This window comes from Mesorhizobium sp. M0174 (assembly GCF_040322275.1).
Classification (GTDB): domain Bacteria; phylum Pseudomonadota; class Alphaproteobacteria; order Rhizobiales; family Rhizobiaceae; genus Mesorhizobium.
This window is the reverse complement of sequence record NZ_JAMYTB010000004.1, coordinates 330,931-343,980: the sequence shown is the minus strand read 5'-3', so window position 1 is coordinate 343,980 and position 13,050 is coordinate 330,931. Positions and strand designations below refer to the sequence as shown.

At 63.1% G+C, this 13,050-nt stretch carries 11 protein-coding genes; 6 read left to right on the top strand and 5 right to left on the bottom strand.

What is annotated here, in order from left to right:
* The first annotated feature begins 176 nt into the window (after window positions 1-176).
* From NKJ13_RS11175 to NKJ13_RS11150, 6 genes are all read left to right on the top strand, one after another.
* Window positions 177-1,136 (top strand): N-acetylmuramic acid 6-phosphate etherase, encoded by a 960-nt coding sequence (locus NKJ13_RS11175; protein ID WP_254815735.1) that lies wholly within the window; start codon window positions 177-179, stop codon window positions 1,134-1,136.
* A gap of 2 nt (window positions 1,137-1,138) precedes the next feature.
* Window positions 1,139-2,398, top strand: coding sequence for an ABC transporter substrate-binding protein (locus NKJ13_RS11170; protein WP_352476907.1), 1,260 nt, complete (start codon window positions 1,139-1,141; stop codon window positions 2,396-2,398).
* Between the two features lie 238 nt (window positions 2,399-2,636).
* Complete coding sequence (locus tag NKJ13_RS11165) at window positions 2,637-3,560, top strand: carbohydrate ABC transporter permease (protein WP_352507070.1); 924 nt, start codon at window positions 2,637-2,639, stop codon at window positions 3,558-3,560.
* Between the two features lie 8 nt (window positions 3,561-3,568).
* Entirely contained in the window at window positions 3,569-4,408 is an 840-nt protein-coding gene (locus tag NKJ13_RS11160) for a carbohydrate ABC transporter permease (protein ID WP_352777727.1), read from the top strand.
* A complete protein-coding gene (locus NKJ13_RS11155; RefSeq protein ID WP_352777725.1) occupies window positions 4,405-5,466 on the top strand; it encodes a Gfo/Idh/MocA family protein in 1,062 nt (353 codons plus the stop codon). The genes NKJ13_RS11160 and NKJ13_RS11155 overlap by 4 nt, the downstream gene beginning before the upstream one ends.
* A 15-nt stretch (window positions 5,467-5,481) precedes the next feature.
* Entirely contained in the window at window positions 5,482-6,480 is a 999-nt protein-coding gene (locus NKJ13_RS11150; RefSeq protein ID WP_352476910.1) for an ABC transporter ATP-binding protein, read from the top strand.
* Between the two features lie 44 nt (window positions 6,481-6,524).
* Here NKJ13_RS11150 and NKJ13_RS11145 read toward each other — a convergent pair whose 3' ends face one another.
* From NKJ13_RS11145 to NKJ13_RS11125, 5 genes are all read right to left on the bottom strand, one after another.
* Complete coding sequence (locus NKJ13_RS11145; protein WP_352736910.1) at window positions 6,525-7,370, bottom strand: fumarylacetoacetate hydrolase family protein; 846 nt, start codon at window positions 7,368-7,370, stop codon at window positions 6,525-6,527.
* A 164-nt stretch (window positions 7,371-7,534) separates the two neighbouring features.
* Entirely contained in the window at window positions 7,535-8,266 is a 732-nt protein-coding gene (locus tag NKJ13_RS11140) for an SDR family oxidoreductase (protein ID WP_352736909.1), read from the bottom strand.
* Between the two features lie 177 nt (window positions 8,267-8,443).
* The gene (locus tag NKJ13_RS11135) at window positions 8,444-10,816 is read right to left on the bottom strand and encodes an aldehyde dehydrogenase family protein (RefSeq protein WP_352777724.1); all 2,373 of its coding nucleotides are present in this window, start codon (window positions 10,814-10,816) and stop codon (window positions 8,444-8,446) included.
* A gap of 13 nt (window positions 10,817-10,829) precedes the next feature.
* Window positions 10,830-11,879: a deoxyribose-phosphate aldolase gene (gene deoC, locus NKJ13_RS11130; protein WP_352507064.1), complete on the bottom strand. Its 1,050-nt coding sequence runs from the start codon at window positions 11,877-11,879 to the stop codon at window positions 10,830-10,832.
* Between the two features lie 163 nt (window positions 11,880-12,042).
* On the bottom strand, window positions 12,043-12,870 hold the full coding sequence (locus NKJ13_RS11125; RefSeq protein WP_352476915.1) for a ferredoxin--NADP reductase: 828 nt from the start codon (window positions 12,868-12,870) through the stop codon (window positions 12,043-12,045).
* Between the last annotated feature and the right edge of the window lie 180 nt (window positions 12,871-13,050).

The following is a 13,050-nucleotide window of genomic DNA, read 5'->3' as shown; positions in this document are numbered from 1 at the left end:
ATACCAATAAAATACCAATAGCCAAGGGTTAATTTCCATTTCAAAAAAGTTAAGGCCTAGTTTGTTGAGAAATCAGCGGATTTCGTCTGCGGTCCTATCCCGACGCAGGGATTTCATTAATGCGTGTGGACAAGTGGTATTTTTTTGGTATTGTTTTCTGGATTGGAGGAAAGCGGATGGCCGAAACGCGCACCGAAGCGCTTCACCACAATGCCGAGGGACTGGACATCCAGGCCCCGGACGCCATCCTTTCCTCTTTGGCCAACGCACAGATCGAGGCCGCCAAGGCCGTACGCGGCGCCATTCCTGCCATTGCCGCGGCAGCCGAAATTATCGCAACCCGGCTGAAAAGCGGCGGCAAGCTCGCCTATGCGGCCGCCGGCAGCTCGGGCCTGATGGCATTGGCCGATGCGCTGGAACTGCCGGGCACTTTCGGTATCCAGCGCGACCGCATCGCCATCCTGATCGCCGGCGGCGACGAAGCTTTCAGGACACTGGCCGGCGGGCCTGAGGATGACGTTGACGAAGCTTCGGCAGCGGTCGCCGCCGCCGGCATCGGCAATAGCGATTGCCTGATCGCCGTCTCGGCCAGCGGCTCGACACCTTACGCTGTCCGCGCGATCGAGGAAGCCAGGCGCCGCGGTGCGGCGACGATTGCCATCGCCAACAACAGGGATGCGCCGCTGCTGCGGCTGGCCGACATCGCCATCCTGCTCGAAACGCCGCCGGAGCTGATTGCCGGCTCGACGCGCATGGGCGCCGGCACCGCCCAGAAGATCGCGCTCAACATGCTGTCGACGCTGGCCGCCATCCATCTCGGCCATGTCCATGACGGCTACATGGTCAACCTCATGGCCGACAACATCAAGCTGCGCGACCGCGCCGCACGCATCGTCGCCGCCGTCAGCGGGCGCGACAAGGACGAGGCGGCGCGCCTGCTCGAAAAGAGCGGCGGCGTCGTCAAGACCGCCATTCTGCTCGCCGCCGGCGCCACCAGCGCCGACGCGGCCGAGAAGATACTGGAAGGGACCGGCCACAAGCTGCGGCCAGCCCTTTCCGCGATCGAGGGGAGCAAGGGGCGCAATGCCTCTGTTCTCATCAAAACCGAACCTGAAAAAGGTCAACAGGGAGACTGAGCATGACAACGAAGCTACTGACGGCACTTCTTCTCGGCACCAGCATTCTCGGCTCCGCCGGGGTGGCTTACGCCGACGACGTAACGCTCAACATCGAAAGCTGGCGCGGCGACGACCTTGCCATCTGGAAGGACAAGCTGATCCCGGCCTTCGAAGCCAAGAACCCGGGCATCAAGGTGGTGTTCGCGCCGTCGGCGCCAACCGAATATGACGCCGCCCTCGGCGCCAAACTCGCCGCCGGCTCGGCCGGCGACCTGATCACCTGCCGCCCGTTCGACAAGTCGCTGGAGCTCTTCAAGAAGGGCAACCTCGCCGACATCTCGACCCTGCCCGGCATGGAGAACTTTTCCGACGTCGCCAAGGCCGCCTGGCAGACCGACGACGGCAAGTCGAGTTTCTGCGTGCCGATGGCCTCCGTCATCCATGGCTTCATCTACAACAAGGACGCCTTCGACAAGCTCGGCATCAAGGTGCCGGAGACGCGCGACGAATTCTTCGCCGCGCTCGACAAGATCAAGGCCGACGGCACCTACATCCCGATGGCGATGGGCACCAAGGACCTCTGGGAAGCGGCGACCATGGGCTACCAGAACATCGGCCCGAACTACTGGAAGGGCGAGGAAGGCCGCCTGGCGCTGATCAAGGGCGAGCAGAAGCTGACTGATCCGCAGTGGGTCGAGCCCTTCAAGGAACTGGCCAGGTGGAAGGACTATCTCGGCGACGGCTTCGAGGCGCAGACCTATCCGGACAGCCAGAACCTGTTCACGCTCGGCCGCGCCGCCATCTACCCGGCCGGCTCGTGGGAGATCGGCCTGTTCAACACGCAGGCGCAGTTCAAGATGGGCGCCTTCCCGCCGCCGGTGCAGAAGGCCGGCGACACCTGCTACATCTCCGACCACACCGACATCGGCATGGGCCTCAATGCGGCCTCGAAGAATGCGGATGCGGCCAAGACCTTCCTGTCCTGGGTGGCCTCGCCGGATTTCGCCACCATCTACGCCAACGCGCTGCCGGGCTTCTTCAGCCTGAACAACACCCCGGTGAAGATGGAAGACCCGCTGGCCCAGGAATTCGTCTCCTGGCGCGGCAAGTGCAAGTCGACGATCCGCTCGACCTACCAGATCCTGTCGCGCGGCACGCCGAACCTCGAAAACGAGACGTGGGTTGAATCGGCCAACGTCATCAACGGCACCGACACGCCGGAAGCTGCCGCCAAGAAGCTGCAGGACGGCCTCGACAGCTGGTATAAGCCGGCGAAGTAAGAGCGCGGCGAAGCGTTGTCTCCCCCCTCGATGGGGAGATGTCGCCGAAGGCGACAGAGAGGGTCGGTCGAGGCAGGCTGCGGCTTGATCGCTGCTGGAAAGCACGGTCGAAACCACGATGGCGGGCCGCATCGGCCGACCCCACCCGCCTCGCTGTGCGAGGCACCCTCCCCTCGAGGGAGAGGAGGCGCCGCGCCCTTTGACGGCAATTGCAAGACCTGATCCGGGGACCGAATGCATGGCCGCAGCACCGAAAAGACCGTTCCGTTGGCATATCGGCGTTTTCCTGGCGCCGGCGTTGCTGGTCTATACGGCGATCATGATCCTGCCTCTGGCCGGCACGCTGCAGCTTTCCTTGTTTCGCAACATCAATCAGTCGCAGGTCTTCGTCGGACTGGAAAATTTCCGCATGCTGTTCGGTGATCCCAACTGGTCGGTCAATTTCTGGAACGCCCTCAGGAACAATGTCTGGTTCTTCGTCATCCATATGCTGGTGCAGAACCCGATCGGCGTCCTATTGGCCGCACTTCTGTCCAGCCCCAGGCTGCGGTTTTCCGCCTTCTACCGCACGGCGATCTTCGTGCCGACGATCCTGTCCTTCGTCATTGTCGGCTTCGCCTGGAAGCTGATCCTGTCGCCGCTATGGGGCGTGGCGCCGCATATGATGGACCTTGTCGGCCTGAAAAGCCTGTTCACGCCCTGGCTCGGCAAGGCACAATATGCGCTGACCGCGCTCAGCCTGATCTCGGTGTGGCAGTTCGTCGGCATCCCGATGATGCTGATCTATGCGGCACTGCTGTCCATTCCCGAAGAGGTGATCGAAGCGGCCGAATGCGACGGCATTACCGGGATGGCGCAGTTCTGGAAGATCAAGCTGCCGCTTATCCTGCCGTCGATCGGCATCATCTCGATCCTGACCTTCGTCGGCAATTTCAACGCTTTCGACCTGATCTACACCGCGCAAGGCGCGCTGGCCGGGCCGAACTATTCAACGGATATTCTCGGCACCTTCCTCTACCGCGCCTTCTTCGGTTTCCAGCTGCAGGTCGGCGATCCCAACATGGGCGCGGCGATCGCCACGATGATGTTCCTGATCATCCTCGGCGGCGTCTGCGTCTATCTGTTCCTCGTGCAGACGCGCTTGCGTCGCTACCAGTTCTGAGGCGCGACATGAGCACGGCAACCCGCTCGCTGCCCCGCACCATTGGCGCCCACGCGATCCTGTTGACCTACACCGCCATCGCGCTGTTTCCGGTCATCCTCGTCATCACGAATTCGTTCAAATCGCGCGCAGGGATTTTCGGCGCGCCGCTGACGCCGCCAACGCCAGGGACCTTCGACCTGATCGGCTACGCCACGGTGATCGGCCAGGGCGACTTCATCCACTATTTCCAGAACAGCCTAGTCGTCACCGTCGCCTCGCTGTTCTTCGTGCTTCTGTTCGGCGCCATGGCTGCGTTCGCACTGTCGGAATACCGCTTCCGCGGCAATTCGCTGATGGGGCTCTATCTGGCGCTCGGCATCATGATCCCGATCCGCCTCGGCACCGTCGCCATCCTGCAGTTGATGGTGGCGAGCGGGCTGGTCAACACGCTGACGGCGCTGATCCTGGTCTACACGGCGCAGGGCCTGCCGCTTGCCGTCTTCATCCTGTCGGAATTTATGAAGCAGGTCTCGGACGATCTGAAGAATGCGGGCAGGATCGACGGCCTGTCCGAATACACCATCTTTTTCCTGCTGGTGCTGCCGCTGGTGCGCCCATCGATGGCGACGGTCGCGGTCTTCACCATGATCCCGATCTGGAACGATCTGTGGTTCCCGCTGATCCTGGCGCCGTCGGAGGAGACCAAGACAGTGACGCTCGGCGCCCAGCTGTTCCTCGGCCAGTTCGTCACCAACTGGAACGCCATTCTGGCGGCACTGTCGCTGGCGATCATGCCGGTGCTGATCCTCTACGTCATCTTCTCGCGGCAGCTGATCCGCGGCATTACTTCGGGAGCGGTCAAGTGAGTTCGCAACAACCTCTGCGCGTCGTCGTCACCGGTCTCGGCAATATGGGCCGCAGCCATGCGCTGGCCTACCATACCAATCCGGGCTTCGAGATCGCGGCGCTGGTCAATCGCTCCGACGTGCCGTTGCCGGCCGGGCTCGCCAGTTATGGCATCAGGCGCTCCTTTGACCAGGCGCTGCGCGACGAGAGTCCTGACGTCGCCTGCATCGCCACCTATTCCGACAGCCATGCCGACTATGCGGTGAGGGCGTTCGAGGCCGGCTGCCATGTCTTCCTCGAGAAGCCGCTGGCAACCACCGTCGCCGATGCAAAGCGCGTGGTCGCGGCAGCCAAGGCCAACGGCAAAAAACTGGTGATCGGCTACATCCTGCGCCACCATCCGTCCTGGACCCGGCTGATCGCCGAGGCGCGTAAGCTCGGCGGCCCTTACGTGTTCCGAATGAACCTCAACCAGCAATCCTCCGGCCATAGCTGGGAGACGCACAAGCAGTTGATGCAGACGACGTCGCCGATCGTCGACTGCGGCGTGCATTATCTCGACGTGATGCTGCAGATCACCGACGCCAGGCCGGTCGAGGTGCGCGGCATGGGGCTGCGGCTGACCGACGAGATTGCGCCCACGATGTATAATTACGGCCACCTGCAGGTGCTGTTCGACGATGGTTCGGTCGGCTGGTACGAGGCCGGCTGGGGGCCGATGATCTCGGAGACGGCCTTCTTCGTGAAGGACGTGATCTCGCCCAATGGCTGCGTGTCGATCGTCATGAAGGAGGGCGTCAGGTCCGACGACATCGACACCCACACCAAGACCTCGACCATCCGCCTGCACAGTGCGGCGACCGGCGCGGACGGCAAGTTCGCCAAGCCGGACGAGATGCTGTCGATGGAGGGCGAACCAGGCCATCAGGATCTCTGCGATCTCGAACAGGCATTTGTGCTCAAGGCGATCCGCGAGGATCTCGACTTGACCCGCCATATGGACGACGCGGTGAAGTCGCTCGCCGTCTGCCTTGCCGCCGACGAGAGCGTGCGCAGCGGCCTCGCCGTGAAACTCTAGAACAGGGACGAAGCCGTGGGCTCGCTGAACATCGAGAATGTCAAAAAGGCCTTCGGGCCGGTAGAGGTGCTGAAGGGCATCAACCTCGAGGTGACGGATGGCGAGTTCGTCGTCTTCGTCGGTCCATCCGGCTGCGGAAAGTCGACGCTGCTCAGGGTCATTGCCGGGCTGGAGGACTCGACCTCGGGCCGCGTGGTGATCGACGGGGCGGACGTCTCCGCCACCCCGCCGGCCAAACGCGGCATCGCCATGGTGTTCCAGACCTATGCGCTCTATCCGCATCTGACGGTGAAGAACAACATGGGCCTCGGCCTCAAGCAGGCGGGCACACCGGCGGCCGAGATCGACCGCCGCATCGGCATCGCCTCGTCGATGCTGTCGCTGGAGCCCTACCTAGAGAGGCGGCCGGCCGAGCTTTCCGGCGGTCAGCGCCAGCGCGTCGCCATCGGCCGCGCCGTGGTGCGCGAGCCCAAGCTTTTTCTGTTCGACGAGCCCCTGTCCAACCTTGATGCCGCGCTGCGCGTCAACACCAGGCTGGAGATCGCGCAATTGCATCGCCGGCTGAAGGCCACGATGATCTATGTCACCCACGACCAGGTCGAGGCGATGACACTGGCCGACAAGATCGTCGTGCTGAACGCGGGAAAGATCGAGCAGATCGGCGGACCGATGGAGCTTTACAATTCGCCGGCAAATGAATTCGTCGCCGGCTTCATCGGCTCACCGAAGATGAACTTCGTCGACGGGGCCAGGCTTGGCGAGACGGCCAAGACCATCGGTGTCCGTCCCGAGCACCTGACCGTCGATGCGAAATCCGGTGCCTGGAAAGGCACGGTTGTCCATGCCGAGCATCTTGGCGCCGACACCAATCTCTATCTCGACTGCGAGAAGGCCGGCTTGATCACCGTGCGCATTTTTGGCGTCTACAACGCCGAACCTGGTGCCACGCTCTACGCGACGCCGGATCCGGCGAAGACGTACCGGTTTGGGGCCGATGGGAGGGTGCTGAAGTAGCTGCTCTTTTTCCTTCTCCCACAAGGAGAGAAGGGAAGGGTGCGCTACACGTCAGCCCTGAACGTCTGCTTCTGGATGCCCAGCCCTTCGATGCCGAGCTCGACGACGTCGCCGGGCTTCAGGAACACCGGCGGCTTCATGCCGAGGCCGACGCCGGGCGGCGTGCCGGTCGAGATGATGTCGCCGGGGTGCAGCGACATGAACTGGCTGAGATAGGACACGAGATAAGCGACGCCGAAGACCATGGTCTTGGTCGAGCCGTTTTGCATCGTCTTGCCGTTGACCGTCAGCCACATCGGGATGTTCTGCGGGTCCTTGACCTCGTCCTTGGTCACCAGCCACGGACCGATCGGCCCGAACGTGTCGCAGCTCTTGCCCTTGGTCCACTGGCCCTGGCGCTCGGCCTGGAACGCGCGCTCGGAGACGTCATGCGCGACGCAATAGCCGGCGACATAATCCAGCGCCTCGGCCTCGGTGACATACTTCGCTTTTCTGCCGATGACCACGCCGAGCTCGACCTCCCAGTCGGTCTTGACCGAGCCGCGCGGGATCAGCACGTCGTCATTCGGCCCGACAATAGCCGAGCTTGCCTTCATGAAGATGATCGGCTCAGGCGGCACGGTAGCGCCGGTTTCGGCGGCGTGGTCGGAATAGTTGAGACCGATGCAGATGAATTTGCCGGTGCCGGCGACGCAGGCGCCGATCCGCGGCTTGCCGGAAACTGCCGGCAGCGATTTCGGATCGAGCTTCGACAATGTCTCGAGCGATGCCGGGTCAAGCGTCTTGCCGGCAATGTCGGTGACATGGGCGGAGAGGTCGCGGATCGTTCCATCGGCATCGAGCAGGCCGGGGCGTTCGTTCCCCGCCTCGCCATAGCGCAGCAGTTTCATGCAGTTTTCTCCCAGTTGCGACCAGAGGCCGTTTGCAAACTCGCTCCGCTGCGGCGAATGGCGTGGGTTTCGAGAACCGGAGCGGAGCGTACTTAAGTACGTGAGCACCGGAAGCGCAGAAAGCCGCGTCAGGCGCCCGGCGGAGTAGGGTTTCAAATGGCCTCTTAGATCGACCAGCCACCGTCGATATTATAAGCCTGCCCCGACGTATAGGTGGCGCCGGCCAGATAGACGGCGAGATCGGCGATTTCCTCGGGCGTGCCGAGGCGGCCCATCGGCTGGCGGGCGATGAAGGCGGCGCGAGCTGCTTCGTAGTCGCCCTGCGCATGCATGCGATTCTGCAGCGACGGGCTTTCGACCGTGCCCGGACAGATCGCATTGCAGCGTATGCCCTTGCCGACATAGTCGGCGGCGACCGATTTGGTCAGACCGATGACGGCTGCCTTGGTCAGCCCGTAAACGAAGCGGTTCGGCACGCCCTTGGTCGAACTGGCCAGCGACGCCATGTTGATGATCGAGCCGTCGCCGCGTTCCAGCATGCCGGGCAGCACGGCGCGGATGGTGCGGATCATCGAGCGGACATTGAGATCATAGGCGAAGTCGAGATCGCCGTCCTTCATCTCGAGGATTGAGCCGGAATGGACGAAGCCGGCGCAATTGAACAGCACGTCGACGGTGCCGATCTCGGCAAAAGCGGCATTCACCGCCTCGTCGTTCAGCACGTCGAGCTTGCGGGTCTTGATACCGGGCGTCTTGCCGAGATCAGCGAGCACCACCTCGTTGATGTCGGTGGCATGGACGATGGCGCCGGCCTTGGCGAACGCCAGCGCACTTGCCCGGCCGATGCCTTGCGCCGCCGCCGTGACGACAACGATCTTGCCAGTCAGATCTGCCATGCTTTTCTCCTCGCCCGTCTTTAATCGTTCGGCTTTTTACCGGCACAAGGCCGGGCGCAATGTGCCAGGCGGACAGTACCATCCCGCCTGTTTCGGTATTCGCCTGCCGCCCAAATGTTTTTTCTCGGTAAAGAACATCTGTTGGCCCGTCAAGCCCGGACGTCCCCTCCGGGACACTCAGTCGCCGTAGGGTACCCAGACGTTCTTGACCTCGATCGCACGGCGCAGCAAGGCATCGCCGGCTGCTTCGCTCGATGCCCAGTCGAGGCTGTGGCCGTTGCCGGTCCAGACACGCTTGAGATTGCCGATGGACTCGGCCTCCGCCTTGGCACAGGTCTCGGCATCGGCGAACATCCAGAGCCCGTCGACATCGTCGTGCTTGGCCAGCACGCCGGCCAGCTCGGCGCTACGGCCGGTGACGATGTTGATGGCGCCCGCCGGAACGTCGGAATATTCGATGACCTGGTAGAGGTCGGTGGCAAGCAGCGGGTATTTTTCGGACGGCACGGCGACCACGGTGTTTCCCATGGCGAGCGCCGGTGCCATCAGCGAGATCAGGCCAAGCAGAGGCGCATTGTCCGGTGCGATGATGCCGACGACGCCGACTGGCTCGTGCAGCGCCAGCGCGACGGCGCGGGCCGGCGGCTGGTGGACGCGGGCCTCGAATTTGTCGGCCAGGCCGGCGTAGAGGAACAGGCGCTCGATCGACAGCTCGACCTCTTCGCGCGCCGCCTTGGCGGTCGCGCCGGTGAGCTGGGTCAAACGGGCGGCAAACTCGTCGGCGCGGCCGGAAAGATTTTCGGCCACGTAGTAGAGTACCTGGCTGCGGTTGTAGGCGGTCGCCTCCGGCCAGGCCTTGCAGGCGCGCGCGGCCGCGACGGCGTCGCGGATATCCTTGCGGTTGCCGAGACCGACCTCGCCGGCAAGCTTGCCCTTGGCGCTGGCGATGGCCAAGGAATAATTGCCGTCCGGCCGGACCTGCTTGCCGCCGATGAACAGTTTTGCCGTGCGGTCGATGGCGCCACCTTCCGCCTGCTCGACAGGTTGGGCAGAAGACGTTGCCGGTTTGATGATCGGGCCAAGCGGCAGTTTTGCCGAGAGATATTCGAACATGCCCTCGCGCCCGCCTTCGCGGCCAAAGCCGCTCTCGCGATAGCCGCCGAAACCGCAGGAGGCGTCGAACATATTGGTGCCGTTGATCCAGACGACGCCGGCCTTCAATTGCGGCGCGATGTGCAGGGCAAGATTGATGTTCTCGCTCCACACCGAAGCGGCCAGGCCATAGCGTGTGTTGTTGGCGAGCTCGATCGCTTCCTCGGTGTTGCGGAAGGTCATAGTGGCGAGCACCGGCCCGAACACCTCTTCCTGTGTCAAGATGTTAGCCGGCGAAACACCGGTCGCCAGCGTTGGCAGATGGTAATAGCCCGCGGCGGGCAGTGCCGAGTCCGGCTGCCAGCAGATCGCGCCCTGCTTGGCACCTTCGGCAATCAGGCCCTTGACGCGATCGAGCTGAGTCAAATCGACCAGCGGGCCGATATCGGTGTTCTTGTCGAGCGGGCTGCCGACGCGCAGCCGGCTCATCCGCGTCTTGACCTTGGCGATGAAGGCGTCGGCGATCCCTTCCTGCACCAGAAGGCGCGAGCCGGCACAGCACACCTGGCCCTGGTTGAACCAGATACCATCGACTAGACCCTCGACGGCGCTGTCGAGGTCGGCATCCTCGAAAACGACGAATGCCGACTTGCCGCCAAGCTCCAGCGACAGTTTCTTGCCCGAGCCGGCAGTGGCCTTGCGGATGATCTTGCCGACCTCGGACGAACCGGTGAAGGCTATCTTCTGGACGCCGGGATGGTTGACGATTGCCGCGCCCGCCTCCGGCCCGCCCTGGACGATGTTGACGACGCCCTTCGGCACGCCGGCGCGTGCGCAGATCTCGGCAAACAGGATCGCGGTGAGTGGCGTGAATTCCGCGGGTTTGAGCACCACGGTGCAGCCCGCGGCGAGCGCCGGCGCGATCTTCCAGGCGAGCATCAAGAGTGGGAAGTTCCACGGGATAATCTGGCCGACGACGCCGACACCCTTGTGGCCGGGAAAATCCCTGTCCAGCGCCTGCGCCCAGCCGGCATGATGGATAAAATGGCGGATCGCCAGCGGCACGTCGATGTCGCGGCTCTCGCGGATCGGCTTGCCATTGTCGATTGTCTCAAGCACCGCGAACAGCCGTTGGTGGCGCTGCATGGCGCGGCCGATGGCATAGAGCACTTTGGCTCGGCTGTAGCCGGTGCTGGCGCTCCATTTCGGCAGCGCTTTTGTGGCGGCCGACACCGCCGCGTCGATGTCGGCGGCACCAGCGTCCGACACCTTGGCCAGCAGCTTTCCCGAGGACGGATCGCTGGTGTCGAAGGTTTTGCCTTCGCTGGCTGCCTTCCAGTCGCCGCCGATGAACAGCGCCTTGCCGAAATCCCGCGCGGCCAGCCAGGCATCGGCCTCGTTGCGGGCTTCCGGCGCCAGCCCGTAATCCATGGCGTGATAGCGTTCGAGGATGTTCATGAAGCGCTCCGAATCACGCCATCGCGTGGCGATGATTGGCCGAGTAGTGGCCGGTCAGATGATGCTCGAGCTGGCGCTCGATATCGGTCAAAAGGCTCGATGCTCCGAAGCGGAACAGCTCCGGCTCCAGCCACGGACGGCCCAGTTCTTCCTTCATCAGCACCAGCCAATCGAGCGAGGCTTTTGCCGTGGAAATGCCACCGGCCGGCTTGAAGCCGATGAGATAGCCGGTTTCCTCGAAATAGGCGCGGATCGCGCGCACCATGGCAAGGCCGACCGGCAGCGTCGCGTTGACACTTTCCTTGCCGGTCGAGGTCTTGATGAAATCTGCACCCCCCATCATCGCCACCATCGAGGCGAGCATGACGTTGCGCAGCGTGGCGAGGTCGCCGGTACCGAGGATCACCTTCAGATGCGCCTCGCCGCAAGCGGCGCGCATCGAGACGATCTCGTTATAGAACTCCTGCCATTTCGCCCCGAATACCAAACCGCGCGGGATGACGACGTCGATCTCGTCGGCGCCGTCGCGGACCGATGCTTCGATCTCTTGCAGGCGCGTCGAAAGCGGTGCAAGTCCATGCGGGAAGGCGGTCGAAACGGCGGCGACATGGACGCCGCTGCCGCGCAGCGCTTCGACGGCGGTGGCGACGAAGGGATGATAGACGCAGACCGCCGCGGGGCGGATCTTTTCACCAGTAATGCCGAGCCCTTCGACGATGTCGCGACGGAACGGGTTGACCGCCTTGGCACAGAGCCGGCGCACGCGCTCTTCCGTGTCATTCGAGTTCAGCGTCGTCAGGTCCATGCAGGCGACGGCGCGCAGCAGCCAGGCCGCCTGGTTATCGGCCTTGATCGAGCGTCTTTTGGTCAGGCTGGCGACGCGGCGTTCCAGCGCCGAGCGGTTGACGCTGCGCATCGATTCCATGAAGCCGAGATCGAGCCTCATGCCGGGATTGCGGGCAATGCCATGGGCTTGCGGCATCGGCGCATTGGCGGCGGCGCGCGCCGGCAGCGGCGTGATCTTGGACGTGCCGAGATCGGTTTCGCGGATTGTGCTGCTCATCTCCTGCCCCTTGTTCAGCGAGTTATGCCGAAGATAGACCGTGAAGCAGCGCTTCACGAGTCCTTCAAGCGGTCATAGCGGAAAAAGACGGTCGAGGCAGCCGACTTTTGACCGTATGGTCAAAATCAGGGTCGCAAACCAGTAGACTCTGAACTGCCGCGTCTCAGCCGACGAAGGCGCGCTCGACGACGAAGCTTGCCGGATGATGCAGCGAGCCTTCCTGGAAGCCGTGGCTTTCAGCCAGCTCCTTGACGTCCTTGAGCATATGCATCGAGCCGCAGATCATGATGCGGTCGGTCTCGGGATTGAGCCTGTCGATGCCGAGATCGGTGTAGAATTTGCCCGAGCCGATCAGCGCGGTGATGCGGCCCATGCGCTCGGAGGTCTCGCGCGTCGTCGAATTATACAGCGTGACGCGGCCGCCGGTAAGCTCGCCGATCAGCGGATCGTTCTCCAGTGCGGCCACCAGTTCCTGGCCGTAGGTGAGCTCGGCATTGTCGCGGCAGGTATGGGTCAGGATAACCTGCTCGAACTTCTCATAAGTATCGGGATCGCGCAGCAGGCTGGCGAAGGGAGCAATGCCGGTGCCGGTCGAGATCATGAACAGGCGCTTGGCCGGCGTCAGCGCGTCGACCACCAGCGTGCCCGTCGACTTCTGCCGCATGATGACGGTATCGCCGATCTCGATTTTCTGCAGCTCCGAGGTAAGCGGGCCGTCCGGCACCTTGATCGAGAAGAACTCGAGTTCGTCGTCCCAGGACGGGCTGGCGATCGAATAGGCGCGGAACACTGGCTTCTCGGCATTGGGCAGGCCGATCATGACGAATTCGCCGGAGCGAAAGCGCAGCGACTGCGGCCGGGTGATGCGGAACGAAAACAGCCGGTCGGTATAATGCTTCACCGAGACCACGGTTTCGGCATAGACATTGGCCGGTATCGGGAACTGCAACGGCCGGGCGCCGGCTGTGTTGAACGCGGATGTGGTGTTCATCAAACCTAACCTTCTGGGCCGGCTCAGCGCCGGCGCCAAATCTCCACCTGCGCGCCCGAACCGGTCAGGTTCCAGCGTGCCGTTTGCACACTCCGAAGCGGTAAGCTCTTGTGTCCGGAATTTATTAGTATACAAACGATATTTGCGTCAAGACGCCGCCGTAAAACAGCTTTCCAAACT

Bases quoted from the DNA above. Each gene is read 5' to 3' on its own strand.
- NKJ13_RS11165 (WP_352507070.1), top strand. From the start codon at position 2,637: ATGGCCGCAGCACCGAAAAGACCGTTCCGTTGGCATATCGGCGTTTTC.
- NKJ13_RS11175 (WP_254815735.1), top strand. From the start codon at position 177: ATGGCCGAAACGCGCACCGAAGCGCTTCACCACAATGCCGAGGGACTG.
- NKJ13_RS11135 (WP_352777724.1), bottom strand. From the start codon at position 10,816: ATGAACATCCTCGAACGCTATCACGCCATGGATTACGGGCTGGCGCCG.
- deoC (WP_352507064.1), bottom strand. From the start codon at position 11,879: ATGAGCAGCACAATCCGCGAAACCGATCTCGGCACGTCCAAGATCACG.
- NKJ13_RS11160 (WP_352777727.1), top strand. From the start codon at position 3,569: ATGAGCACGGCAACCCGCTCGCTGCCCCGCACCATTGGCGCCCACGCG.
- NKJ13_RS11170 (WP_352476907.1), top strand. From the start codon at position 1,139: ATGACAACGAAGCTACTGACGGCACTTCTTCTCGGCACCAGCATTCTC.
- NKJ13_RS11140 (WP_352736909.1), bottom strand. From the start codon at position 8,266: ATGGCAGATCTGACTGGCAAGATCGTTGTCGTCACGGCGGCGGCGCAA.
- NKJ13_RS11125 (WP_352476915.1), bottom strand. From the start codon at position 12,870: ATGAACACCACATCCGCGTTCAACACAGCCGGCGCCCGGCCGTTGCAG.
- NKJ13_RS11145 (WP_352736910.1), bottom strand. From the start codon at position 7,370: ATGAAACTGCTGCGCTATGGCGAGGCGGGGAACGAACGCCCCGGCCTG.